Raw genomic sequence first — 23741 nt, 5'->3', positions numbered from 1 at the left:
GGCTCAAGCCGCTCCTTCCGTATCCGTCGCCCGGTCGGCGGGCGGCGCGGATTTGCCCGACAGGATCTTCTGATAGAACAGGCCGATGCCGATGAGGACGGCGCCAAGCCCGATGAAGGACAAGGCCCGCAGGAAGCCTTCGAGGTTGGCCATGTCGATCAGGAAGACTTTCAGCACGGCGACGAAAACCAGCACAGCCGAGGCGATGCGGATGCTCTTGGCGTTGAAGCGCGATCCGAGCGCCAACAGCAGCACGCCGAGCAACAGCCAGATGACGGAATAGGTATAGGTTTCGCTTTGCAGGAACCCCTTCCAGTCGGCGATGCTTGCGCCCTGCCAGAAGCGTCGAACCGAAAGTGTCGCCCAGGCAAAGGCGAGGATTGCGCCGGTTACTGCCAGTGCGACGACATAGGGGACAGGCCGCTTGCCGCGGGCATAGCGGGCAAGGCCGGCATAACCCAGGCCCGGCAGCAAATAGCCGATCAGCAGCAGATCGAAGAACGGGATGGACCCGAGGGACTCGCCGCTGAAATAGGGGTTCAGACCGATGAGATGCGCGCCGAGAATGGACAGCATCGACAGGACGCCGACGGCCATGCTGCCATAGTGGAACACCGGGCTCGGTGTTTTCCGGTCCAGCGTCATCAGGATGGCGGAGGCGCCGATGGCCAGCAGCGTGTAGATCGATTGTTCGCCCAGCGTCGGCGTCGCGCTGTCGAGAACCCCGCCGTTCATGGCATGCCGCACGAGGATGGCGACCGTCAGCAGCGTGAACAGGCTGGCAAGCGCCTGCAACAGGTTGCGCAGCTTCACGTCTGGCCAATGTCTGAGTTCGAAGGCGGAGGCAACGAGCAGCAGCGAGGGAATGCCGTAGCCGGCCAGCAATGCGTTGAAGACCGGCGTCGTGGAAAGGTTGGCCGGGCCGACGATCGTCGGCTCCCAGGCGATGCGGCCAAGCACGGCGATTGCGGCACCCACCATCATCCAGGGCAGTGCCTTCCAAGCTCGCAGTCTTGTGGCGGCGACATAGGCCGCGCCGAGCAGCGCGATCAGGATCGTCGTTGCAACGCCGTCCGTGACAGCAAGCAGCGCAATGAGAAAGAGACCGAAGGATCCGGCAACCAGAAAGGCCTGGGGCACGCGGATGTCGTTATCCGCCGCGCTTCTGCGTGCCAGCCCCTCGGCCAGGCCGAGAAGCACGGCGCCGGTCAGGAGGGAAAACAGGCCGTGCGGCAAATCAAAGGCAAGATTGCCCGTCATCAGCAGGGACATGCCGGTCACGGTCACGGGAACTGCGGCCGCGATTGCCGCCCAGACTGCAACGAGAGCCGGTTGGCGCGCCAGATGCAGGTGGCCTGCTACGGCGGCAAGCAGAATGAAGATCGCGGAAAGCGTCATGCCGGCGCGCATGGCGGTGCCGCCGGGCACTATGGCGTGGGCGACAGCGCCAGGCAATGCCGGGTCGATGCGCAAAAGCAGGTCGCTCAGCGACAGCACGCTCCATGTCCCAAGCACAGCGGCAACTGCCGCGAGAAGGGCAGCGTAGACGGCATAGCGCCGGGTGGCGCCAAGCATGCCGAGGGCTGCGGTGAGAACGCAGAAGCCGGCGACAGGATAGCCCGAAGCGGTGGCAAGCGGACTGATCATGGTCAGGGCCGTGAGCAGCACCGCGATGCTTGCCGTGACCGTGATTGCCACACAAGGCGGCGCCATCAGTCGCCGAAACGGCGTGGACAGGGCTTCGGCTTGGGGACGCTCTGGCCCCCAGGGGCCTGCCGCGAAGACCTCGGATGGAGCGTCCGCCGGTTCGCTACCCGGCCAGACCAAACCTGTTCCGGCAACCATAACCAGCATGACGAGTGTCACCGGCAGCGTCTGGAAGGGCGTGGCGGCGGCGATATAGACGAGCGCCCAAAGGCAAAGCCCGATATTGGCAATCGAAGGAACCACGGCCCATCGGCGGATGCGGGCGGCAAGCAGAGTGGCAGTCCAGGCGATGCCGAGAAAGCCGAACAGGCTCCACGGGCTTGGACTTTCGGTGGATATCAGCGCCGGCGTCAGCAGCGAGGCAACCAGCCCGAGCCCCGCCAGGGCTTGTCCATGCAGCAACGACAGGCCAACGGTCGCAAAGGACACGAGCGCCAGAAGCAGGAAAGCAGCACCCGGTCCGATAAAACCGTAGACGCCGTGCGCCGCATAGCAGACACCGAACAGCGTCACCGCGCCGGCAGCCGTCAGGATGCCCGGAACCATGGCATTCTGGAAAGCGTCTGCCACCAAAGGCACGGCGCGGCGGCGGATGAATTCTCCGAGACCAAGAAGCAGCAGGCCGAAGGTCGCCGCCATGAAAAGCCGCACCGCAGGGCTGAGCAGGCCGGCTTCGATCGAATATTTGACCATGAAAATGCCGCCGAGCGCCAGCGCGATGCCGCCGACCCAGACGGCCCAGCGTGCACCGAGGCGGCTTTCGAGGCTTTCCTTCGGCCGGGGCTCCACGGCATCCGTCACCGTCAATCCAGCGAGCCTTGCCGCGACGGGCTCCCCACGCGAGGCCTTTTCGACCGCATCCTGGGTGAGCGGCAGACGCCCGAAGACGCCGGCGTTTTTCTGCACCTCCGTCAGAGGCCCGTCATTTTGGGGCGCTGATTCCGGAACCGGAGCCCCTCGCTCGTCGATGGCTCCGTGTGCCGGCAGGGCTGGTGCCGCTTCAACCGCCGAAACCGGGTAGCGGGCCTCCAGCCGCGCCAGTTCGGTCTTCACCGCCTCGATCTCCACCTCCAGCCGGCTCACCGCCTTGCGGCCGTTCCGCCATGCCACGAAAGCAAGTATAAAGGCAACGAAAGCAAGGACTTCCATGTTTTCCCCCGGGCCGGATGTGGCGCGCCGGCGCAACCATACAGGTTTTTACCGCCGCACCAAATGCAGGACGGTTCAGCATGGCGATCTCTTCGGCACTTTGTCGCAAACCTGTCACGAAGTCGCGAAATATGGCGGCGGGCAAGGCGTGCGGCGGTGATGCTCATCGCCGATGCCTTCATTTTCGTCCGCCGGGCTCAGCGCATCAGGTTTTCGAGCGGAAAGATGGCGCAGGTCTCCGTACCATGGGCCAGCAGTTTGCCGTTCTTGTCCTTCAGCCAGGCTTCCGACGTCGCCAATGAGCGACCGCGGTGGACGATCTTGCCTTCGCAGGACACTTCGCCCATGCCCGGCAAAAGGGGACGCACCAGATTGACCTTGAACTCGACGGTCGTATAGGCCTCGCCCGGCTTCAGCGTCGTCATGACGGCACAGCCGAGCGCCGAATCCATGATGGTCGCCGCCCAGCCGCCATGCACGGTGCCAAGCGGATTGAGATGTTCGGCGGACGGCAGGCCCGTAAACAAAACCCGTCCTTCCTCGGCCTCCTTCATACCGAATTTAAGCGTTGCCGCCATGGAAGGTGCGGGATGGATGCCAACCAGCATGTCAAGGATCGTTTTCAGGCCACCATCGCGGGCGAGTGCCTCGAAGGGAATGGTGCCGATGCCCGAGACCGTCATTCCGGGGTAAAGTTCAGTCGTCATGGTCTGCTTCCTGGGGGGTGGTGGCGCGGGGTTTCAACGCCTTCAACGCCGCCTGGACAAAGCCGTCGCGGGCCGTGGACAACCCAAGGCCGCGGGGCTCGTAGACGTGACGATGAAGAAAGAAGGCGGTCATCCTGAACGCCGCCGACAGGCTGTCGTAGTCGGCGGCATGCGCGCGGCCCTCCTTCGACAGAAAGGCCGGCAGCGACAGCATCTTGTCGGCATAGGGAGCACCCGCCTGCCGGCTTACGGCGCGACCGGATTTCGGCGAGACATAGATCAGATCGGAGCGCGCGCCCGTCGCGGCGCATTCCAGGAGATCGAGACCGAAGCCGAGATCGTTCAGCACGGCAATCTCGAAGCGCACGAACAGTTCGCCGGCATCGCGGGGATCGTGAAGGTTCTCAAGGATGACGTCGAGTGCCTCGAACAGATGTGGATGCGGATCGCGCTCGGGCAGCAGCCGCAGCAGGGCGCCCATCGCCTGAACCCCATAAACCGAGGTTGCAGCCTCCATCAGGCGCGCCGCCCGCAAACGCACGGGCTCGATGCGGAATTCGCCGAGATGCTCGTCGAGACGCGCGCGCCAGGTCACCTCCACTTCGTTTCCCGGCTGCAGCACCGGCTGCATCGTGCGCGAACGACCGCCGCGGACGAGACCGAGATGGCGCCCGTGGCTCCGCGTCATCGCTTCCGCGACAACGGAGGTTTCCCCGTGCCGCCTGACGCCGATGATGATGGCCTGATCCGTCCATTGCATGCTGCGATGATTACCTTCCGACGCCGCCGAAGACAATGCGGCGACAGCGGCGGTCGTGCCTCACCATCATTCTTCCGACGGCAGCGCTATTTTCGCTTCATCGCTTCAGCAAGAGCAGCGCCGAAAGCGCCCTGCGATGGAGCCTGTGGTTTTGGCTGAGGTGCACGGTTCTGATTCTGCCGGCTCTGCTGCGCACTCTTTGCGTCGCCTCTCGCCTCGCGCGCGTCTTGCTCGGCGGCTCCGTCCTTGCGCATGGAAAGAGCGATGCGCTTGCGGGGGATATCGACTTCCGTCACGCGCACCTGCACGACGTCGCCGGCCTTCACCACCTCATGCGGATCCTTGACGAAGCGATCGGCCAGTTGCGAGACATGCACAAGCCCGTCCTGATGAACGCCGATATCGACGAAGGCGCCGAAGGCGGCAACATTGGTGACCGTGCCTTCGAGGAGCATGCCGGGCTTCAGATCCTTGATGTCATCGACGCCATCGGCGAAGGTTGCCGTCCTGAAGCTCGGGCGCGGATCCCGTCCGGGCTTCTCCAGTTCCGCGAAGATGTCCTTGACGGTCGGCAGGCCGAATCGTTCATCGACGAACGTCTTCGGATCGAGCTGCTTCAGCGCAGCGCTGTCGCCCATGATGGAGCGAAGATCGCGGCCGCAGGCCGCGACGATCTTCTTGGCCACGCCGTAGGCTTCCGGATGCACAGACGATGCGTCGAGCGGCTCCTTGCCGTCGCGGATACGCAGAAAACCGGCAGCCTGTTCGAAGGTGCGGGCGCCGAGGCGCGGCACCTTCATCAACTCCTTGCGGCTTGCAAAAGGCCCTGTCGCGTCGCGATGGGACACTATCGCTTCCGCCGAGGATTTGCCGAGCCCGGATACCCGCGCCAGAAGCGGCGCGGATGCAGTGTTGAGATCGACGCCGACGGCGTTCACCGCATCTTCGACAACGGCTTCGAGCGAACGGTTGAGCCGTCCCTGATCGACATCGTGCTGATACTGGCCGACCCCGATGGATTTCGGCTCGATCTTGACGAGTTCAGCCAGCGGATCCTGCAGGCGCCGGGCGATGGAGACGGCGCCGCGCAAGGACACGTCAAGGCCTGGAAACTCATCCGCCGCAGCCTGCGAGGCCGAATAGATCGAAGCGCCCGCCTCGGAGACGATGACTTTGGTGGGCTTTGGGGCCGGCAGCTGCGTCAGCATGTCGGCAACCAGCCGCTCGGTTTCGCGGCTGCCGGTGCCATTGCCGATGGAGATCAATTCGATCTTGTGCTTGCGCACGAGGCCTGCCAGTTCCGCCTGGGCGCCGCGCACATCGTTCTTCGGCGGAAAGGGGTAGACGGTGGTGGTTTCAAGCAGTTTGCCGGTGCCGTCGATCACCGCCACCTTGACGCCCGTGCGGATGCCGGGATCGAGGCCCATGGTCGGGCGCGAACCAGCGGGCGCCGCCAGAAGCAGATCCTTGAGATTGCGGGCAAAGACGTGGATCGCCTCCTCTTCGGCCCGCTCGCGCAGTTCGCGCATCAGGTCCAGCGACAGCGACATGGACAGCTTGATCCGCCATGTCCAGCCGATCGCCTCCATCAGCCATTTGTCGCCGGGCAAGGTCCCGCCGACGCCGTAGGCGGCTGCAATGCTGCGCTCCACCGGTTTGACCGGGGACGTGTCGTCGAGATCGACGACGATATCGACGGACAGGAATTCCTCGTTCCAGCCGCGCAGCATGGCCAGTGCCCTGTGGCCGGCGACCGTTGCCCAGCGCTCGGAGTGATCGAAATAGTCGGAGAATTTTGCGCCCGGCTCCTGCTTGCCCTCCACCACGCGCGACCGCAGGACGGCGTTTTGCCGCATATGGGCGCGCAGGCGGCCGAGCAGGTCGGCATTTTCGGTGATGCCTTCGGCAATGATGTCGCGTGCGCCGTCCAGAGCCGCCTTCACGTCGGGAACGTCGGCAGTGACGAATCCCACGGCGCGCTCGGCCGGCGCTATGCGGCGATCTGCGAGGATCGCTTCGGCAAGGGGACCGAGGCCCCGCTCGCGGGCGATCTCTGCCTTGGTCCGGCGCTTCGGCTTGTAGGGGAGATAGATATCCTCAAGCTCCGCCTTGGTCGTCACCGCTGCGATCTTGCCTTCCAGTTCCGCCGTCAATTTGTCCTGGCTGCGGATGGACTCCAGAATCGACACCCTGCGGGCCTCCAGTTCCCGCAGGTAGACCAGCCGTTCGGCCAGATTGCGCAGTTGCGTATCGTCGAGACCGCCCGTCACTTCCTTGCGGTAGCGCGCAATGAAGGGAACGGTTGCCCCTTCGTCCAGCAGCTCGATGGCGGCGATCGCCTGGGCAGGTGTCGCCTTTATTTCCTGGGCGATGAGGACGGCGATAGACTTGGACGGCTGAGGCTTGGACGACTGAGGTTGGGGAGACATGGCATTCCGTAATTTTCTGGTGATCTGGCCGGACCATAGATGCGCAGGCCATCAAGGCCAAGTAAAGGCGCATGTCCGTCAGCCAGCATCCACAGAAGGATCACGCGATTGGCGCCTCCCCCATGATGCCCTGCCCCGTCAGCCACGTGCGGCCATGCGGTTGATCAAGGTCCAGCACGGGCCCGAGGGGCACGATCCCTGTCGGATTGATATGCGCGATCGAGTAGTATCCGCGTTTTATGTGATCGATCCGCACGGTCTCGGCAATGCCGGGCCACTGATGGATTTCCCGGAGATAGCCGGAAAGGTTCGGGTAATCCGCCAGCCGCCGCAGATTGCATTTGAAGGCGCCATGATAGGCGGCGTCGAACCGGATCAGGGTGACGAAGAGGCGGATATCGGCTTCGGTGAAAAATGTGCCCGCCAGGTAGCGATTAGCGGACAGATGCGATTCCAGCCTGTCGAGCATGGCGAAAACGCCGGCAACCGCTTCCTCGTATGCGGATTGGGTCTTGGCGAAGCCGGCGCGGTAGACGCCGTTGTTGAGCGAGTCGTAAACCGGGACATTCCAGCGATCGATTTTGTCTCTCAGCAAAACCGGATAGAAATCGAGGTTGTTGCCGGTGATGTGATCGAAAGCCGTGTTGAGAATTCGGATAATGTCGGCGGATTCGTTGTTGACGATCCGTCCCTCTTTCATGTCCCACAGAACCGGAACGGACACTTTTCCCGTAAAATGCGGGTCGGTCGCCGCATAGAGTTCGTACTGGTAGCGGATGTTGCTGACGCGTGGCCCCGCGTCCTGCGGCTCGGCATAGGTCCAGCCGTTTTCAGCAAGCTCCGGCTCCGAAACCGACACGGAAATGACGTCCTGCAGGCCTTTCAGGTTGCGCATCATCAGCGTGCGGGATGCCCAGGGACAGATATAGGCGACGAAGAGTCGGTAGCGATCCACCTCCGCCGGCAATGCGGCCTGCCCTTCCGGGCCGGGCTCGCCATGGGCCGTAATCCAGCTGCGAAACCCCGTCGGCTCTCGATAAAAGGCGCCGCCCTTCATTTCGCTGGCGGCCACGTCGCCCTTTTCCCATTTTCCATCGACCAGCTGCGGCATCGGGACTGTCCTTGCGCAAGCCCGAAATCGTCGGGCATTCGAGATCTCTGAATTCCCACGCGCGGAAGGAAACGGCAAGCCGGTTGCTGCGCGACAGACTGTTCGGCGATCCGCGCATGCACGACGCATCCATCTTGACGGAAAGTCATTATATCGATAAGTCTCGAAATATGGACAATTCAACGACCGTCAACGCTTTCGCTGCCCTCGCCCAGACCACGCGCCTGGATGCATTCCGGCTGCTCGTCATGCACGAACCGGACGGTCTGCCGGCCGGCGAGATCGCCCGGCTGCTCGGCGTTCCCCACAATACCCTGTCGACGCATCTGGCGGTTCTGCAGCGCGCCGGTCTCGTGACGGCCGAGCGTCACAGCCGGTCCATCGTCTACCGCGCCAGCCTCGACAGCCTGCGCGATGTCATCACATTCCTGCTGAAAGACTGCTGTGCCGGTCATCCGGATCTGTGCACGCCGCTCGTCGCCGCTCTTGTTCCCTGTTGCACTCCAAAGGAAAAAGCCAATGCCTGACCGCATCTACAATGTGCTGTTTTTGTGCACCGGAAATTCGGCCCGCTCAATACTTGCCGAATCCATTCTGAACGCCGAAGGGAAGGGCAGTTTTGCCGCCTATTCCGCCGGCAGCTATCCCAAGGGGACCGTCCATCCCCTGGCCCTCAAGGTTCTGGGCGCTCTGGGTTATCCCTCGACCGGCTTCAACTCCAAAAGCTGGGATGTCTTTGCCATCGACGGCGCACCGCAGATGGATTTCATTTTCACGGTTTGCGACAACGCGGCTGGCGAATCCTGTCCCGTCTGGATTGGCCATCCGATGACCGCACACTGGGGTGTCGAGGATCCCGCGGCCGTCGAGGGGAGCGATTTCGAAAAGGAACGCGCCTTTTCGCAAGCGGCCCGCTTCCTGAAAAACCGCATCATGGCCTTTCTCTCCCTGCCGCACAGTTCGCTCGACAGGCTGGCGATGCAGACGCATCTGCGCACTATCGGCTCCATGGAAGGTGCCTCGATCGCCGGACCAAAGGCGTGACCGAGACATTCGACCTCAGTCGTCGGTTGGTTGCCGAGGCGCTTGGCACTGCCCTTCTTGTGGCGACTGTCGTCGGCTCCGGCATCATGGCCGACAGCCTGTCGGACGACACGGCGCTGGCGCTGCTTTGCAATACGATCGCGACCGGCGCCATTCTCGTCGTGCTGATCACCATCCTCGGGCCGATATCCGGGGCGCATTTCAATCCGGCGGTATCGCTTGTCTTCGCGCTGAAGCGCGAATTGTCGCGGCGGGCACTCGCCCTCTATATGCTTGCCCAATGCGCCGGCGGCATAGCCGGGACGGTGGTGGCCCATCTGATGTTCGGTATGGCGATCATCAGTCCGTCGCTGAAGGTCAGGACAGGGACGGCGCAATGGCTTTCCGAGGGCGTCGCGGCGTTCGGCCTCGTGGCGATCATCCTTGCCGGCATCCGCTTCAACCGGCAGGGCGTGCCGTGGCTGGTCGGCCTTTACATCACCGCCGCCTATTGGTTTACCGCCTCGACATCCTTCGCAAACCCGGCCGTCGCGCTCGCCCGCTCCCTCACCGACAGTTTTGCCGGCATCCGTCCGCTCGACCTTCCGGGTTTCGTCATCGCCGAAACAGCGGGTGCCCTGCTTGCGCTCGTCCTTATGAACTGGCTGCTTTCGCCGCCTTCTCCCGAAAACCCAAGCCATCGGACCCAGCCATGAACATCACCATCTATCACAATCCGGAGTGCGGCACGTCCCGCAACACCCTGTCGATGATCCGCAACGCCGGGATCGAGCCGGTCGTTATCGAATATCTTCAGGCGCCCCCCTCGCTCAGCATGCTGAAAACGATGATTGCGGATGCCGGCCTCAGCGTGCGCGGCGCCATCCGCGAAAAGGGCACACCCTATGACGATCTAGGGTTGGCCGATCCGGCTCTAACCGACGACCAGCTTCTGGATGCGATGCTCGCGCATCCGATCCTGATCAACCGTCCCTTCGTGGTCACGCCACTCGGCACGCGGCTTTGCCGTCCCTCGGAAGTCGTGCTCAACATCCTGCCGGAGACGCACCAGGGCGCCTTCACCAAGGAAGATGGCGAAAAGGTACTCGATGAAGGAGGCAAGCGCATTGTCTGACCTTCCCGCAGCCGATTTCGCCCATCTGCGCCAGCCCGATCCGAATGCGCTCCGGCCGGCCGTTTCCGCCCATCCGCCCCGCATTCTTCTTCTCTACGGCTCGTTGCGCACAGTATCCTACAGCCGGCTTCTTGCCGAGGAAGCGGGCCGGTTGCTGACGCATTTCGGTGCAGACGTCCGCTTCTTCGATCCACGGGACCTGCCGCTGCCGGATGCCGCTCCCGCCAGTCATCCGAAGGTGCAGGAATTGCGCGAGCTGTCCTTATGGTCGGAAGGCCAGGTCTGGGTCAGTCCGGAACGGCACGGCGCCATGAGCGGCATCATGAAGGCGCAGATCGACTGGATACCGCTGTCCGTCGGTTCCGTGCGCCCGACACAGGGTCGCACGCTGGCGGTCATGCAGGTTTCCGGGGGCTCGCAGAGCTTCAACGCGGTCAACCAGATGCGCATTCTCGGGCGCTGGATGCGGATGATCACCATCCCGAACCAGTCCTCGGTCGCCAAAGCCTTCCAGGAATTCGACGCGGACGGCCGGATGAAACCGTCTTCCTATTACGACCGTGTCGTCGATGTCATGGAGGAACTGGTGAAGTTCACGCTGCTGACCCGCGATATCTCCGGCTATCTCACCGACCGCTATAGCGAGCGTAAGGAGGACGCCGAGAAGCTGGAGCAGCGTGTCGCGCTGAGAAATCTGTAGAGAGGAAAAAGGCGCCCTTGCGGCGCCTTTGATCTACTTCGGAAACTCGAGCCCCATCTCGCGGAACCGCTCGGGGTCGTCGCCCCAGTTTTCGCGCACCTTGACGAAAAGGAAGAGGTGCACCGGCTGTTCGAGGATTTCAGACAGTTCCTTGCGCGAGGCCATGGAGATCGCCTTGATCGCGTCGCCGTTCTTGCCAAGCGCGATCTTCTTCTGGCTGTCGCGCTCGACATAGATCACCTGCTCGATGCGCACAGAGCCGTCCTTGCGTTCTTCCCACTTCTCGGTCTCGACATGCGACGAATAGGGAAGCTCCTGATGCAGGCGCAGGAACAGTTTTTCGCGGGTGATCTCGGCAGCAAGCTGGCGCATGGGAAGATCCGAGATCTGGTCTTCCGGATAGTACCAGGGACCTTCGGGCAGCTTCATGGCGAGATAGTCGAGCACGTCGTCGCAACCGGAGCCGGTGAGCGCCGAAATCATGAAAGTGCGTTCGAAATCGACAAATTCATTGGCGGCGGTGGCGAGCTTCAGCAGATCCTCGCGCTCGACCTGGTCGATCTTGTTCAGCACCAGCATCTTGGGCTGCTCGACATCCTTCAGCCCTTCGAGAATCGTCTCGGCGTCGCCCTTCAGCCCGCGTTCGCTGTCGATCAGCATCATGATGGCGTCGGCATCCTTGGCGCCGCCCCAGGCGGTGGTGACCATGGCGCGATCGAGGCGGCGGCGCGGCTTGAAGATGCCGGGCGTGTCCATGAACACGATCTGGGCCTGCTTGTGGATCGCGATGCCGCGCACGATGGCGCGGGTCGTCTGGACCTTGTGGCTGACGATCGACACCTTGGCGCCGACCAGCTTGTTGACCAGCGTCGATTTGCCGGCATTGGTAGCGCCGATCAGGGCCACAAAGCCCGATCGCGTGGGGGCAGCTTGCGGTGCCAAGGTGTCATTGGTGATTTCGTTCATCATACCGTCATTCGTGTTGTGCGCCCATAGTGTCAGCCCGGGACGCCGATGCTGTGCAGGATCGCATAGCTCTGTCAAAAGATCGACTGTCTTTAACGCGGAGCGGTTTCCCGGTCAGTCCGCCGGGGCCGCTTTCCAGATGCCTTCGCGCTCGAGCATCTTCGTCGCGGCCACCTGTTCGGCGGCGCGCTTCGAGCGATCGACGCCGGTTTCCGGCGCGATGCCGGCAATATCCACGGTCACCGTAAAGCGGGGATCGTGGTCCGGACCGGACCGCTCGTCGATCCGGTAATTGGGCGTGACGCCAAACTTGGCATGCGCCCATTCCTGCAATTCCGTCTTGGCATCACGCCGGGCGCCATCGACCCGGCTGGCACGGGCACCCCAATGCCTGAGGATGAAGCCGCGTGCCGCCTCCAGGCCACCATCGAGATAGATCCCGGCAATCAGCGATTCCACCACATCCGCCCGCACGTTGAGCATGGACTTGCCGGTCAGCTTCTTCACGTCGGCGCCGGTGCGTATATACAAATGCAACGACAGGCCGTCCGCCACCACAGCGCAGCTTTCGGCGCTCACCAGTTGGTTCAGGCGAACCGAAAGCTCGCCTTCCGTCGCATCCTTGAAGGTCTGGAACAGGAGTTCGGCAACACAAAGCCCGAGCACCCGGTCTCCCAGAAACTCCAGCCGTTCGTAATTCGAGCCTTTGGCATCGCGGGCACTGGCATGGGTCAGCGCCCGGTCGAGCCGTTCCTTCTGAACGAAGCTGTAGCCGATGGCAGCCTCAAGCCGTTGCCGGCTCTCGGTATCCAGAGAACGGCCCGCCTTGCTCATTCGACGCCCTTGAAGATACGGTCGTAACGCAGATTGGCCGGCCACTTCCAGACTTCGAGGAACGACGTGCTGTTGCCAAGCGAGAAGAAGATCAGGCTGGCCCGGCCGACAAGATTCTGGGCGGGCACGAAACCGACGTCCAAGCGGCTGTCAGCGGAATTGTCGCGATTGTCGCCCATCATGAAATAATGACCGGCTGGAACGATGAATTCGCGAGTGTTGTCGGTGCTCGAGTCGGGAAACTGATCCAACGTGTCAAAATTCACGCCATTGTCGAGCGTTTCACGAAAAACAGGGACGTCATCCCCGGTGTTGTACTGGCCGTCTGCACGGAAAACGCCGTCCGGTACACGCTGGACGGCCTTGTTGTTGACATAGAGAATGCTGTCGCGAACCTGAACCTTGTCGCCGGGCAAGCCGATCAGACGCTTGATGTAGTCCAGATCCGGATTTGGTGGAAACCGGAAGACGATCACATCGCCGCGCTCTGGCTCGCTCGCAAAAATTCGGCCCTCGAAAAGATCGGGTGCGAAGGGCAAGGAGTATTTGGAATAGCCATAGGCGAACTTGTTGACGAAGATATAGTCCCCGACAAGCAGCGTCGGCATCATCGATCCGGACGGGATGGTGAAAGGCTGGAAGAAGACGGTGCGGATGACAACGGCCAGCAGCAGCGCCTGGATGATGACCTTGACGTTCTCCCAGAGGCCGCTTTGCTTCGTCTCGATTTTTTCTGCCACGCCGTCTATCCTCGATCTCGTTGCGCACGCCCGATCAAGCCGTGCGAGCGCCGCTGGCTATAGGCCGACTGAACGGCGCATGCGCTGCGGATGTTCTTGAACTGGTTTATTCCGCAATGCTCTAAACTTTTCCGTATTCCGGAGCAACGGGCAGAGCTTCGATTATCACGAAGGCTTGAGCGAGCGGAAAATCGTCGGTAATCGTCAGATGGAGGATGCCGCGATGATTGGCCGGCAGCATCTGGGCGAGCTTTTCGGCGGCGGCCCCAGACAGATGCATCGTCGGCTTGCCGCCAGGCAGATTGACGACGCCCATGTCCTTCCAGAAGATGCCTTGCGCCATGCCCGTGCCCAGCGCCTTCGAACAGGCTTCCTTGGCTGCGAAACGTTTCGCGTAGGATTCCGCTCTATTCTTGCGCCCTTCGGACTTGGCGATCTCGATTTCCGTGAAACAACGCTGCGTGAACCGCTCTCCGAAGCGGTCGAGCGAATTCTGGATGCGCCTGATGTCGATCAAATCACTGCCGATACCGATGATCATCGAAACTCCACTACAGCATGCGCTTTGTCATTTGCGCTCCGTCGATATATGCCCGGCCCGGCTCTCTCTGACCAAGCTGCGGCGGCGGGACTGGAACAGACGGGCGGCCCAGAAGGCGGCAATATAGAAGATTACCGCGCTTGCCAGCGAAACCGGCAGCGCGCCGATCAACATCGGCTTGAGCAGAGGCTGCCAGAGTTCCGCCAGCTCAAGATGACGCAGCATGCCAAGAATTTTGTCGCCGGACAGACCGGCGCTGTCATGCACGCCGAGAATTGCCGTGCCGACCTCGTAGATGGCGGTGAGAATGAGAGGGATTGTCAAAGGATTGGCAAGAGCCGTGGCGATCCCGGCTGCCACGAGATTGCCGGACAGGAGATAGGCGAGCGCAAGCGCGATGACGATGTGGAAGCCGATGAACGGCGTAGCCGAGGAAGCGGCGCCGGCTGCTACTCCGGTCGCAATCGCATGCGGCGATGCGCTGAGCCTCATGACGCGCATGGAGAGATAGCGGATTCCCCGCGAAAAGCCCTTCCGCGGCCAGAGGAATTCCCGAAACTTTCCTGACCAGGTGGCCGGCTGCCTGCGTCTGAACAACATGGTCCCTGTGATAGACGAAGCCGATGCGGCTGTCCAATGACGGCTGCGGCCTGCGGCGACGCGATAAGCCAGTGGCCCATTCCAGGAATTAACATAGCTGCTATGCGCCGAGATCATACGTCCCGACCCATAAGTCCCGGCTGCCCCAGTCGGGGCGGCCGGACGATAGGTTTATTTCAGAAGGATCTGCGGAACAGGCCGCGGTCGATCTGACGCTGGCGGTATTCCAGATCGATGCGATCGATCGAGCCGTTGAGATAGTTCAATTCACGCTCTTCGGCCGAGGGGCTGCGCAGGGCGCGGGTGATTTTCTTCAGTTGATTAAACATGGTAAACCTCGTTTCACTAGCCTCCCGAGGCAGAACATAGTTGAGCGACGGCTTGTGCACCAGAGATACAAAGGGGCGGCAGCCATGCAGTTGGCGCATGCCCCGCCTATTTGCGATGTCGATACTGCATATTTATCCGGCAACTGCCACCCGAGGCGCGTCATGGGCGCAGGTAGAGGTATCCCTGCTCCTGCAGTCTGGCTATTCGGACGACGCCGCCCTCCTCAACTCTGACGAAGCCCCTGGGCAAATCGCGTAGTTCGAGGTTCTGGGCGGTCATTGTATTGCCACAGGCCGCCAGCCGTACGCCGTCGCTCACGATCGCTTCGACTTGCGCGGACAGTTTCGGATTGGCGCTCGACGTCTTGAAAAGCGTCAATGCCGGGCCGTGCACCACCAGAACGATATCGACCGCCTGCGCACCGCCCATACCCTCGAGATGGTTGCGGATGTTCCCAAGCACGAACATGACCTTGTCCGTATCGGCCAGATGATAGACGACCTTCTGGCGTCCCGACCCTGCCGTTGCAGTACCCGCAACGCCGGCCGAGAAAAGGGCCGCGATGGGAGCGGCAGCAAGGCGTGTGAAAATGGAGCGTCGCTTGATCGTCATTGCGCCCTCACGGCGTTGCCGCAAGCGCGGCCTTCGTTTCGTCGTCGGCAAGCGCAAGGCAGGCGGACATTGCCGCCCGGTCGAGACGGAAGAGCTTGTCGTCCGCGCCGAATTTTGCCCCCTTGGGCAGATCGCCGGGCTCCTCCTCTTCGGCGGCATCGTCGCTGACACGGGCGCCATAGGGAATATCGAGCAGGATCGACGTGTGATCCTTGACGCGCAGCCCGATCGAGCCGCCGTCGCAATCAATGCCGCAATTGAGCGCCTGTTTCCCGCCCTCGCCTGGCCTGCAGCCACCATAGGCATTGAACGGCTGTTTCAACTGGCGAAAATTGACCGACATCGTGAGCGAATATTGCCGGCCAAGCCCCTCCTGATCGTCATAGCTGTTGACGAAGACCGTCATGTCGCGAACATTCTGATCCGGATGGGCAGCGAGATGTTCCCTGGTGTAGCTGCGGGAATAGCAGGCATAGGCTTTTCCCTGGCCGGGATCCCGTCCGAAAAGCTCAAAGTCCGTGTCTGCCGCAGCGGCCAGACCGGCAGGCAGCAGCATCGACGATCCGAACATCAGTATCAATAGCCATCCACGCATACCGTATTTCCCTTCGCCAACCACGGAGCATGCTCCCATGAAGCACCGAAGTGCTCAACAGGTCTTTGCAGGAGACGCGGCAGATCGACGGTCTATTCACGGCGTCCAAGCAGCGCGCTATTCGAATACCCGTTTGACCGTCGATACGCTTGGCAGCTCGCGAATCTGCGTAATCAGATTGTTGAGTTGACGCAGGTCCCAGACCTCGATGTCGAGCTGGAATTCACTAAAATCCGCCGCCACCTGGCCCATCAGCATCGTCTTGATGTTGATGTCGCTGGTCGCGATCGACTGGGCGATTTCGGCCAGCGTTCCCGGCTCATTCAGGGCGTTGATCTGGATGCGGGCCATGAAACGGGTATTGTTCGCCTCGTCGAGATCCCAGCGCACATCGATCCAGCGTTCCGATTCGTCGTCGAATTTCTGCAGGCTGGGCGACTGGATCGGATAGATGGTAATGCCCCGGTCCTTGTCCATGATGCCGACGATGCGGTCTCCCGGCACGGCGCCCGATGCGCTGAAATGCACTTCGGCATTGCCGGACAGACCGCGGATGGGCAAGGCGTCCGGCCCCTCCTCCTGCAGATCGAACATGTCCTTCGGCCGGCCGGGCAATTTGAACACCATGCCGGAGGCGCTGCGCATGTTGAACCAGCCCTCGTCGGATGGCTTGATGGTGACGCGCTCGTCCTGATGATCCGGAAAAACCGCGCGCAGCACGTCGAGCGATGACGACTCGCCCCTACCGACCGCGGCGATCGCGTCCTCTATATCCTTCTGTCCAAGGCGGTGCAGGACCGGTTTCATTGCTTCGCGGGTAAAGCTTTTTCCGGCACGCTCGAACGTGCGCTCAAGAATACGGTATCCGAGACCGGAATATTGCTTGCGAATGGCGGCGCGCGTTGCCCGGCGGATGGCGGCGCGGGCCTTTCCCGTCACGACGATCTCTTCCCAGGCTGGCGGCGGCACCTGAATGCCGGAGCGCACGATCTCCACCTCGTCGCCATTGTTCAGCCGCGTGACGAGCGGCATGATGCGCCCGTTGATCTTCGCGCCGACGCAGGTGTCGCCGATATTGGTATGGACGGCGTAGGCGAAATCGATCGGCGTCGCGCCACGAGGCAGCGCAATCAGCTGACCCTTCGGCGTGAAGCAGAAAACCTGATCCTGGAAAAGTTCGAGCTTGGTGTGCTCAAGGAATTCCTCGGGGTTGTCTCCTTCCGCCAGCGATTCGATCGTCCGCCGCAGCCAGGAATAGGCGTTGGATTTCGGCGACAGCCTTACATCGCCGGCAGGTTCCGAACCGTCCTTGTAAAGGGTGTGGGCGGCGATGCCATATTCGGCAATCTCATGCATTTGCCGTGTGCGAATCTGCAGTTCGATGCGCTGGCGCGAAGGGCCGACAATCGTGGTGTGGATCGACTGGTAGTCGTTCTGCTTGGGTGTCGAAATATAGTCCTTGAACCGGCCGGGCACGACGCGCCAGCGTGTGTGGACGATACCCAGGGCGCGATAACAGTCGGGAACATCGGCAACGACGATGCGGAAACCCCAGACATCCGAAAGCTGCTCGAAGGATAGCGATTTGGACTGCATCTTCTTGAAGACGGAATAGGGCTTCTTCTGCCGGCCCTTGACGACCGTATCCGCCAGGCCCCGCGCCTGAATCAGTTCGCTCAGTTCGTCCTCGATCTTCTTGATCAGGCCTTGATTGCGTGTCGACAGTTCATCGAGCCGCCGCGTCACGGTTTCGAAGGCCTCGGGGTTTATATGCTGGAAGGAAAGGTTTTCCAGTTCCTCGCGCATATCCTGCATGCCCATGCGACCGGCAAGCGGCGCATAGATTTCCATGGTCTCTTCAGAAATGCGCGCGCGCTTTTCCGCGGGCATGTGGTCGAGCGTGCGCATGTTGTGCAGACGATCGGCAAGCTTTACGAGCAGCACGCGAACATCGTCCGAGATCGCCAGCAGAAGCTTGCGCAGATTCTCGGCCTGCTTGGCCTTTTTCGTCACAAGATCAAGCTTCTTGATCTTGGTCAGCCCCTCCACCAGCGCACCGATATCCTCTCCGAAGAGTTCATCGATTTCAGCGCGGGTCGCAGTGGTATCTTCTATCGTATCGTGGAGCAGGGCGACCGCAATGGTCGACTCGTCGAGATGCATCTCCGTGAGGATGGCGGCAACTTCAAGCGGATGGGAAATGTAGGGATCGCCGCTTGCCCGCTTCTGCTGGCCATGCTTCTGCATGGCATAAACATAGGCCTTGTTCAAAAGGGCTTCGTTTACATCGGGCTTGTATTTTTGAACGCGCTCAACGAGCTCGTATTGGCGCATCATCCGCTGGCGGCTCCAGGCATATGCCGAAAAGAAAGTGCGCCGATCATAGGACCGGCGCATTTGTTTGCAACCGCTAACGCGAAGCGGCTTGCATGTGAGAATGCAGCCTTGCGTCGAGCAGTATGCCCGCCAAAGACCGTCACTTCATCTTTTAATAATCGTCGCTTTTTTCCGGCGGAACGAGCCCTTCGATGCCGGCCAGAAGTTCCTCTTCCGACATGCTATCGAATGTCACGGGCTCCGGCTGATCCTCGTCTTCGGCGTTTGCAGCGAAAACATTGGCCTCACCCGCAACCAGCGTCGACCGGTCGGGCTCAGGCTCATCGACCTCGACATGCTTCTGCAGCGAATGGATCAGGTCTTCCTTCAGATCGCCCGGCGACAGTGTCTCGTCGGCAATCTCGCGCAGCGCAACGACCGGGTTCTTGTCGTTGTCACGATCGATCGTGATCGACGCGCCCTGCGAGATCAAGCGTGCGCGGTGACTTGCCAGAAGGACGAGCTCGAAACGGTTATCGACTTTGTCGATGCAATCTTCAACGGTGACGCGGGCCATTGCCTGTCCTTTGGATCTCGAAAGTGCGATGGAGCGGAGGGAAACTTCCACACCTGCACAGATTAACGCTATCGGAGCCCGCCCTGCCGTCGGCGTGACGGGGTACATGCATCCGATTTCAGGAGTTGAACTGCCCGATACAATCAAAATGGCGGAAATTCAAGTTTTTCCTGCGCGCAGCCGAAGATATCACGGTCTAAACCGCAAAGGGGGCACTTTTGGTATTCGCCCGACATGCTTTCGGTGAGATCATTGACCGGTTACCTTGCCGCCAACGCAAAGCATCCTATATAAGCTCACAGCTGGAACGCTGAGCTATTTACCCGCGAATTTCTCAAATTTCAGACCTGACAACGGATGTTTTTGCAGGAAACTGCGAAAATTAGGTATTCCAATGGTCATTTTCTTGGACTACAGCAAAGTCGTGGGCCAGATGACTGGAATATGAGACAATCTTAATGTAAGATAACCTCCTTCCAAAGCCGGTAAAAACACATGTTTTGGTTGAATATCTGAACATTAAGATAAAAAAAGGAAATAAGATGTTCGACCCACGGGAAAAAATCGCTCTTTTCATCGATGGCGCCAATCTTTATGCCGCATCGAAAAGCCTCGGTTTCGACATCGATTATCGCAAACTGCTCAAGGCATTTCAGAAGCGTGGCTATCTGTTGCGGGCCTATTATTACACGGCTCTGATTGAGGATCAGGAATATTCGTCGATCCGGCCACTCATCGACTGGCTAGACTATAACGGTTACAAGGTCGTGACAAAGCCGGCAAAGGAGTTCACGGATTCTCTTGGCCGCCGCAAGATCAAGGGCAATATGGATATCGAACTGGCGATCGACGCCATGGAGCAGTCAGAAACCGTCGATCACCTGGTGATCTTTTCCGGCGACGGCGACTTCACAACGCTGGTGGAAGCCCTGCAGCGCAAGGGCCGAAAAGTCTCCGTTGTTTCGACCATGTCCACCCAGCCACCGATGATCGCCGACGATCTGCGTCGCCAGGCCGATCATTTCATCGAATTGGCAACCTTGAAATCCGAAGTCGGCCGCGACCCCGCCGAACGCCCCGTCCGTGTGACGGAGCCTGTGCATGACGACGTCGGCAACTGAAGCATAAGGATCACAACGAGATCCGGAAGCAGCCTTTGTCTCATGCGACAAAGGCTCAATGCTCTTTCATCAGACGGCTTTTCTGGCGGTTCCAGTCGCGCTCCTTCTCCGTCTCGCGCTTGTCATGCAATTTTTTGCCTTTTCCAAGCGCCAGTTCGAGCTTTGCCCTGCCCTGATCGTTAAAATAGACCTTCAGCGGAATGAGCGTCATGCCGTCACGGTTGATCGCGCTTTGCAGCCGATGGGCCTCGCGTTTTGACAAAAGGAGCTTTCGACGGCGGCGCGGCTCGTGATTGAAGCGGTTTGCCTGGAGATATTCCGGCACATAGGAATTGATCAGCCACATTTCCCCACCTTCGTCGGTGGCGTAGGATTCGGCAATATTGGCCTTTCCTTCGCGCAAGGACTTGACCTCCGTGCCAGTCAGCACAAGGCCGGCCTCGTATGTGTCGAGAATCTCGTAATTGAAGCGGGCCTTGCGATTTTCCGCGACGATCTTGTTGACGACGCGCTGGCTGCCTTTGGGTGCCATCAGTTCATGAGCCCCGCATGAAGAAGAGCGGCATCGATCGCCGCTTCCGTTGCCGGTTCCAGTGTGGACAGCAAAGGCGAACGGACCGTCCGGCTCATCTGACGCAAGCGGGCGAGCGCAAATTTGGCGCCACAGAGCCCCGGCTCCAGGAAGATCGCCTTATGCAGCGGCATCAGCTTGTCCTGATAATCGAGCGCCGTTGCATAATCGCCTGCGAGCGTCGCTTCCTGAAATTCCGCGCAAAGCCGCGGCGCAACATTTGCCGTGACCGAAATGCAGCCAACACCGCCATGGGCATTGAAGCCGAGCGCGGTGGCATCCTCGCCCGAAAGCTGGACGAACCCGGCACCGCAGGCCATGCGCTGTTCGGAGACGCGCTCGATCTTGCCGGTCGCATCCTTGACACCGACAATCAAGGGATAGGCCTTGTGCAGCGCCGCCATGGTTTCGACGCTCATGTCGACAACCGAGCGACCGGGAATATTATAGATGACGATGGGCAGTTTCACGCTTTCCGCGATCGCCGCATAATGAGCGAAAAGCCCTTTCTGCGTCGGCTTGTTGTAATAGGGCGTGACCACCAGAACCGCGTCGGCGCCGGCCTTTTCGGCATGCTGGGCAAGCTCGATGGCCTCCGTGGTATTGTTGGAGCCGGCGCCAGCGATAACGGGCACGCGCCGAGCTGCCGTTTCGATACAAAGTTCCACGACCTGTTTATGCTCCGCATGCGACAGTGTCGGCGATTCGCCGGTCGTGCCAACCGGCACGAGGCCGTGGCTGCCTTCTGCGATCTGCCATTCGACATGGGCTGCAAAACTGTCCGTATCCACCGCGCCGGAGGCGGTGAACGGAGTGACCAGAGCGGGAATTGACCCCTTAAACATGCACGACTCCTGACGGCGCCCGGGAAGCTCGAAAACCAACCCACGCTTCGGCCGCATTTCATAGCTAGAAAACTGGCGCACCATAGTCATGTGACGTGGCTGCGGCAAGCACTGTATCACGCCAAGACCATTCAACGCTGCGGCATGACTCGTTCGGACATGGGGCGCAAGTTTCATCTATCAGCATTGTCCGCGATATTTATGGATCGATGGAAACAGTATAAGCTGCGGTAAGTGTTGCGATATAGGGTTCGGTCACGGACAGCCTGGGGTTTTGGATGCTGAGGCATAGGTCTTGCCGGATAGTCGCGATGTTGGGCGGGGCAGTCATTGCGCTGTGTGCAGCCAGCAGCCATGGCGCTGAAAACCGGATTCCCACGCCAGTGAGCAAGCCGAAGCTTCAGACCGGTGTCAGCAGCCTGTTGTCTGCCGACATCACGAGTTCCATTGCCGCGATAAACCCTGCCCGCCCAGTCAATTCCAGACTTAAAGCCGGATTGGACGCCCTTTCCAACAAGGACGCGGCCGGCGCAATTGCAGCCCGCGACGCCATGACCAAGGGCACGCTCGATCGCCATATCCTCACATGGGCGATTGCCGTGTCCGGTCGAAGAGGCGTCCCTTCCTACGAAATCGCGGATGCGCAGCGGGAACTGCAGGGCTGGCCCGGCCTGACGGCGCTGCGGGCTTATTCCGAACGGGCGCTTTACCGCGAGAACCCGCCGGCCGCCGACATCATCTCGGCCTTCGGTGCAACGCGGCCAGAAACCGCAGAGGGCACCATCATTCTCGCGCGGGGGCTGGTTGCCACCGGAGAGACCGGGAAAGTCGCCGGGTTGCTGGCGACCCTCTGGGCGAAGGAGACGATGGATACCGCGACGGAAACGAAGATCCTTGAGGAGTTTCCGTCGCTGCTAACAACCGCCGATCACCGGCGCCGGTTGAAACTGCTGCTTTTTCGAGGCCGTCTGGAACAGGCCAGCCGGTTCAGCGATCTCGGAAACGCGCAATCCCTGCATCGCGCCTGGGTCGCGGTTTCAAAGAAGGCGAGCACGGCAGCGGCCTTGATCGCGGCCATCGACCCATCCCTTCAGAACGATCCCGCCAGTCTTTTCATTCGCATCGAATATTTGCGCAAGCAGGAAAGGTACCAGGAGGCGGCCAAACTGCTGACCGCGCTGCCAAGGGACAGCGAAGATCTCGTCGCACCATCGGAATGGTGGGTGGAACAGCGAATCATCAGCCGCGGTCTTTTCGACGCCGGCGATGCCGATGCTGCATATGACGTCGCCGCCAACCACTCGGCCACCAGTTCCACCGATATCGTCGATGCCGAATTTCACGCTGGCTGGTACGCCCTGCGCGGCAGCAAGGATGCGATAAAGGCTGCCCAACATTTCGAGCGCATCCTGAAAGCCTCGAACCGGCCGATTTCAGTCTCGCGCGGATGGTACTGGCTGGGCCGCGCTGCGGAGGCCGGGGGACCGGGGCGTGCCGCCGACTATTACGCGAAGGCAGCATCCTTACCGGCCACATTCTACGGGCAACTGGCAGGCGCAAAGCTCGGCCGTAAGTCCCTGACCGTCGCCTATCCGTCGCCGTCTACCGCCGACATGGCACAATTCGAGGGGCGCGAGGCGGTACAGGCGATTTCTCGATTGGAGGCTGCCGGACATGGCTGGCGCGCCGACAGTCTCTATCGTGCCCTGGCCGAAGAACTGGACAAGCCCGGCGAACTGGCGCTGCTGGCTGCCCGCGCGGAAAGAACGCGGGGACACCAATTGTCACTGCAGATCGGCAAGATCGCGTTCGGTCGCGGTATCGATGTGGCGGCGCTCGCCTTCCCGATCGGCATCATACCGGAAACGGCTGATATCGGCGGTTCGGGCAAGGCGCTTGCCTATGCCATTGCCCGGCAGGAGAGTGCTTTCAATCCGGCCGCCATCTCACCGGCCAATGCCCGCGGCTTGCTGCAAATTCTTCCCGGCACCGCAAAGCGCGTCGCCGGCCGCCACGGAATGTCCTATTCACAGGACAGGCTGACGACCGACATCGCATATAATGCAACACTCGGCGCACATTATCTCGGCGAGCAGATCAGCGATTTCGGCGGCTCCTACATCCTCACCTTCATTGCCTACAACGCAGGACCGCGCCGCGTTCCGGACTGGATCGATCGATATGGCGACCCCCGCGGAAAACCGATCGACGACGTCGTCGACTGGATCGAGCGCATCCCCTTTGCCGAAACCCGCGGTTACGTTCAGCGCGTCATGGAAAATTATCAGATCTACAAGTCGCGGCTGGGGCAAACATCGGATATCGTTCACGATCTGACGGCCGGCCGGTAGACGGCCCCGACGAAACGCCTT

24 protein-coding genes are annotated in these 23741 nt (G+C 60.9%); 7 read left to right on the top strand and 17 right to left on the bottom strand.

Features of this window, described 5'->3' with window-relative positions; all coding sequences use genetic code 11:
- Positions 1-3 precede the first annotated feature (3 nt).
- The 5 genes from PY308_RS08195 to PY308_RS08175 all read right to left on the bottom strand — a co-directional run bounded on the left by PY308_RS08195 (position 4) and on the right by PY308_RS08175 (position 7863).
- Positions 4-2856, bottom strand: a complete 2853-nt coding sequence (locus PY308_RS08195; RefSeq protein ID WP_275790011.1) for a DUF2339 domain-containing protein — start codon at positions 2854-2856, stop codon at positions 4-6.
- A 197-nt stretch (positions 2857-3053) separates the two neighbouring features.
- On the bottom strand, positions 3054-3563 hold the full coding sequence (locus PY308_RS08190; protein WP_275790009.1) for a PaaI family thioesterase: 510 nt from the start codon (positions 3561-3563) through the stop codon (positions 3054-3056).
- Positions 3553-4323: a DNA repair protein RecO gene (recO, locus tag PY308_RS08185; protein WP_275790008.1), complete on the bottom strand. Its 771-nt coding sequence runs from the start codon at positions 4321-4323 to the stop codon at positions 3553-3555. The genes PY308_RS08190 and recO overlap by 11 nt, the downstream gene beginning before the upstream one ends.
- A gap of 86 nt (positions 4324-4409) precedes the next feature.
- Positions 4410-6752: a Tex family protein gene (locus PY308_RS08180; RefSeq protein WP_275790006.1), complete on the bottom strand. Its 2343-nt coding sequence runs from the start codon at positions 6750-6752 to the stop codon at positions 4410-4412.
- A 100-nt stretch (positions 6753-6852) separates the two neighbouring features.
- Positions 6853-7863: a glutathione S-transferase family protein gene (locus PY308_RS08175; protein WP_275790004.1), complete on the bottom strand. Its 1011-nt coding sequence runs from the start codon at positions 7861-7863 to the stop codon at positions 6853-6855.
- Positions 7864-8033: 170 nt separating this feature from the next.
- Here PY308_RS08175 and PY308_RS08170 point away from each other — a divergent pair, with 170 nt between their 5' ends.
- From PY308_RS08170 to arsH, 5 genes are read left to right on the top strand one after another with little or no spacing between them, the layout of a single operon-like run.
- Positions 8034-8390 carry an ArsR/SmtB family transcription factor gene (locus PY308_RS08170; RefSeq protein ID WP_275791059.1) on the top strand — a complete coding sequence of 119 codons (357 nt, stop codon included), beginning with the start codon at positions 8034-8036 and terminating at the stop codon, positions 8388-8390.
- Positions 8383-8907 carry an arsenate reductase ArsC gene (locus PY308_RS08165; RefSeq protein WP_275790002.1) on the top strand — a complete coding sequence of 175 codons (525 nt, stop codon included), beginning with the start codon at positions 8383-8385 and terminating at the stop codon, positions 8905-8907. Before PY308_RS08170 ends, PY308_RS08165 begins: the two co-directional genes overlap by 8 nt.
- On the top strand, positions 8904-9602 hold the full coding sequence (locus PY308_RS08160) for an aquaporin (RefSeq protein ID WP_275790000.1): 699 nt from the start codon (positions 8904-8906) through the stop codon (positions 9600-9602). The genes PY308_RS08165 and PY308_RS08160 overlap by 4 nt, the downstream gene beginning before the upstream one ends.
- Positions 9599-10021, top strand: coding sequence for an arsenate reductase (glutaredoxin) (gene arsC, locus PY308_RS08155; RefSeq protein ID WP_275789997.1), 423 nt, complete (start codon positions 9599-9601; stop codon positions 10019-10021). Before PY308_RS08160 ends, arsC begins: the two co-directional genes overlap by 4 nt.
- Positions 9996-10721, top strand: coding sequence for an arsenical resistance protein ArsH (gene arsH / locus PY308_RS08150; RefSeq protein WP_275789995.1), 726 nt, complete (start codon positions 9996-9998; stop codon positions 10719-10721). The genes arsC and arsH overlap by 26 nt, the downstream gene beginning before the upstream one ends.
- 33 nt (positions 10722-10754) lie before the next feature.
- Here the strand turns inward: arsH and era are convergent, their stop codons facing one another.
- From era to rpoZ, 10 genes are all read right to left on the bottom strand, one after another.
- A complete protein-coding gene (gene era, locus PY308_RS08145; RefSeq protein WP_275791058.1) occupies positions 10755-11687 on the bottom strand; it encodes a GTPase Era in 933 nt (310 codons plus the stop codon).
- 114 nt (positions 11688-11801) lie between these two features.
- Positions 11802-12521, bottom strand: a complete 720-nt coding sequence (gene rnc / locus PY308_RS08140; RefSeq protein WP_275789992.1) for a ribonuclease III — start codon at positions 12519-12521, stop codon at positions 11802-11804.
- The gene (lepB, locus tag PY308_RS08135) at positions 12518-13261 is read right to left on the bottom strand and encodes a signal peptidase I (protein WP_275789989.1); all 744 of its coding nucleotides are present in this window, start codon (positions 13259-13261) and stop codon (positions 12518-12520) included. The genes rnc and lepB overlap by 4 nt, the downstream gene beginning before the upstream one ends.
- A 121-nt stretch (positions 13262-13382) precedes the next feature.
- Entirely contained in the window at positions 13383-13802 is a 420-nt protein-coding gene (acpS, locus tag PY308_RS08130; protein ID WP_275789988.1) for a holo-ACP synthase, read from the bottom strand.
- A gap of 27 nt (positions 13803-13829) precedes the next feature.
- Positions 13830-14303, bottom strand: a complete 474-nt coding sequence (locus PY308_RS08125) for a DUF2062 domain-containing protein (RefSeq protein ID WP_275789985.1) — start codon at positions 14301-14303, stop codon at positions 13830-13832.
- A 275-nt stretch (positions 14304-14578) separates the two neighbouring features.
- A complete protein-coding gene (locus tag PY308_RS08120) occupies positions 14579-14731 on the bottom strand; it encodes a DUF3563 domain-containing protein (protein ID WP_275789982.1) in 153 nt (50 codons plus the stop codon).
- Between the two features lie 160 nt (positions 14732-14891).
- The gene (locus tag PY308_RS08115; protein WP_275789980.1) at positions 14892-15344 is read right to left on the bottom strand and encodes a DsrE family protein; all 453 of its coding nucleotides are present in this window, start codon (positions 15342-15344) and stop codon (positions 14892-14894) included.
- A gap of 7 nt (positions 15345-15351) precedes the next feature.
- Entirely contained in the window at positions 15352-15939 is a 588-nt protein-coding gene (locus PY308_RS08110) for a hypothetical protein (RefSeq protein WP_275789978.1), read from the bottom strand.
- 117 nt (positions 15940-16056) lie between these two features.
- Positions 16057-18276 (bottom strand): RelA/SpoT family protein, encoded by a 2220-nt coding sequence (locus PY308_RS08105; protein ID WP_275789975.1) that lies wholly within the window; start codon positions 18274-18276, stop codon positions 16057-16059.
- A gap of 151 nt (positions 18277-18427) precedes the next feature.
- Positions 18428-18832, bottom strand: a complete 405-nt coding sequence (gene rpoZ, locus PY308_RS08100) for a DNA-directed RNA polymerase subunit omega (protein ID WP_275789972.1) — start codon at positions 18830-18832, stop codon at positions 18428-18430.
- A gap of 542 nt (positions 18833-19374) precedes the next feature.
- Here rpoZ and PY308_RS08095 point away from each other — a divergent pair.
- Positions 19375-19953, top strand: coding sequence for a LabA-like NYN domain-containing protein (locus PY308_RS08095; protein ID WP_275789969.1), 579 nt, complete (start codon positions 19375-19377; stop codon positions 19951-19953).
- A gap of 55 nt (positions 19954-20008) precedes the next feature.
- Here PY308_RS08095 and smpB read toward each other — a convergent pair whose 3' ends face one another.
- Both smpB and dapA read right to left on the bottom strand, forming a co-directional pair.
- Entirely contained in the window at positions 20009-20485 is a 477-nt protein-coding gene (smpB, locus tag PY308_RS08090) for an SsrA-binding protein SmpB (protein WP_275789966.1), read from the bottom strand.
- Positions 20485-21369, bottom strand: coding sequence for a 4-hydroxy-tetrahydrodipicolinate synthase (dapA, locus tag PY308_RS08085; protein WP_275789965.1), 885 nt, complete (start codon positions 21367-21369; stop codon positions 20485-20487). The genes smpB and dapA overlap by 1 nt, the downstream gene beginning before the upstream one ends.
- A gap of 311 nt (positions 21370-21680) precedes the next feature.
- Here dapA and PY308_RS08080 point away from each other — a divergent pair, with 311 nt between their 5' ends.
- Positions 21681-23720: a lytic transglycosylase domain-containing protein gene (locus tag PY308_RS08080; RefSeq protein WP_275789964.1), complete on the top strand. Its 2040-nt coding sequence runs from the start codon at positions 21681-21683 to the stop codon at positions 23718-23720.
- Positions 23721-23741: the final 21 nt, after the last annotated feature.

This window comes from Pararhizobium gei, assembly GCF_029223885.1.
Lineage (GTDB): Bacteria > Pseudomonadota > Alphaproteobacteria > Rhizobiales > Rhizobiaceae > Pararhizobium > Pararhizobium gei.
This window is presented reverse-complemented; position numbering and strand designations above follow the sequence as displayed.

Bases quoted from the DNA above. Each gene is read 5' to 3' on its own strand.
- acpS (WP_275789988.1), bottom strand. From the start codon at position 13,802: ATGATCATCGGTATCGGCAGTGATTTGATCGACATCAGGCGCATCCAG.
- rpoZ (WP_275789972.1), bottom strand. From the start codon at position 18,832: ATGGCCCGCGTCACCGTTGAAGATTGCATCGACAAAGTCGATAACCGT.
- PY308_RS08195 (WP_275790011.1), bottom strand. From the start codon at position 2,856: ATGGAAGTCCTTGCTTTCGTTGCCTTTATACTTGCTTTCGTGGCATGG.
- PY308_RS08180 (WP_275790006.1), bottom strand. From the start codon at position 6,752: ATGTCTCCCCAACCTCAGTCGTCCAAGCCTCAGCCGTCCAAGTCTATC.
- era (WP_275791058.1), bottom strand. From the start codon at position 11,687: ATGAACGAAATCACCAATGACACCTTGGCACCGCAAGCTGCCCCCACG.
- PY308_RS08105 (WP_275789975.1), bottom strand. From the start codon at position 18,276: ATGATGCGCCAATACGAGCTCGTTGAGCGCGTTCAAAAATACAAGCCC.
- rnc (WP_275789992.1), bottom strand. From the start codon at position 12,521: ATGAGCAAGGCGGGCCGTTCTCTGGATACCGAGAGCCGGCAACGGCTT.
- arsC (WP_275789997.1), top strand. From the start codon at position 9,599: ATGAACATCACCATCTATCACAATCCGGAGTGCGGCACGTCCCGCAAC.
- recO (WP_275790008.1), bottom strand. From the start codon at position 4,323: ATGCAATGGACGGATCAGGCCATCATCATCGGCGTCAGGCGGCACGGG.
- smpB (WP_275789966.1), bottom strand. From the start codon at position 20,485: ATGGCACCCAAAGGCAGCCAGCGCGTCGTCAACAAGATCGTCGCGGAA.
- PY308_RS08170 (WP_275791059.1), top strand. From the start codon at position 8,034: ATGGACAATTCAACGACCGTCAACGCTTTCGCTGCCCTCGCCCAGACC.
- PY308_RS08125 (WP_275789985.1), bottom strand. From the start codon at position 14,303: ATGCGCGTCATGAGGCTCAGCGCATCGCCGCATGCGATTGCGACCGGA.
- PY308_RS08080 (WP_275789964.1), top strand. From the start codon at position 21,681: ATGTTGGGCGGGGCAGTCATTGCGCTGTGTGCAGCCAGCAGCCATGGC.
- dapA (WP_275789965.1), bottom strand. From the start codon at position 21,369: ATGTTTAAGGGGTCAATTCCCGCTCTGGTCACTCCGTTCACCGCCTCC.
- PY308_RS08110 (WP_275789978.1), bottom strand. From the start codon at position 15,939: ATGCGTGGATGGCTATTGATACTGATGTTCGGATCGTCGATGCTGCTG.
- PY308_RS08175 (WP_275790004.1), bottom strand. From the start codon at position 7,863: ATGCCGCAGCTGGTCGATGGAAAATGGGAAAAGGGCGACGTGGCCGCC.
- arsH (WP_275789995.1), top strand. From the start codon at position 9,996: ATGAAGGAGGCAAGCGCATTGTCTGACCTTCCCGCAGCCGATTTCGCC.
- PY308_RS08165 (WP_275790002.1), top strand. From the start codon at position 8,383: ATGCCTGACCGCATCTACAATGTGCTGTTTTTGTGCACCGGAAATTCG.
- PY308_RS08120 (WP_275789982.1), bottom strand. From the start codon at position 14,731: ATGTTTAATCAACTGAAGAAAATCACCCGCGCCCTGCGCAGCCCCTCG.
- PY308_RS08095 (WP_275789969.1), top strand. From the start codon at position 19,375: ATGTTCGACCCACGGGAAAAAATCGCTCTTTTCATCGATGGCGCCAAT.
- PY308_RS08115 (WP_275789980.1), bottom strand. From the start codon at position 15,344: ATGACGATCAAGCGACGCTCCATTTTCACACGCCTTGCTGCCGCTCCC.
- PY308_RS08190 (WP_275790009.1), bottom strand. From the start codon at position 3,563: ATGACGACTGAACTTTACCCCGGAATGACGGTCTCGGGCATCGGCACC.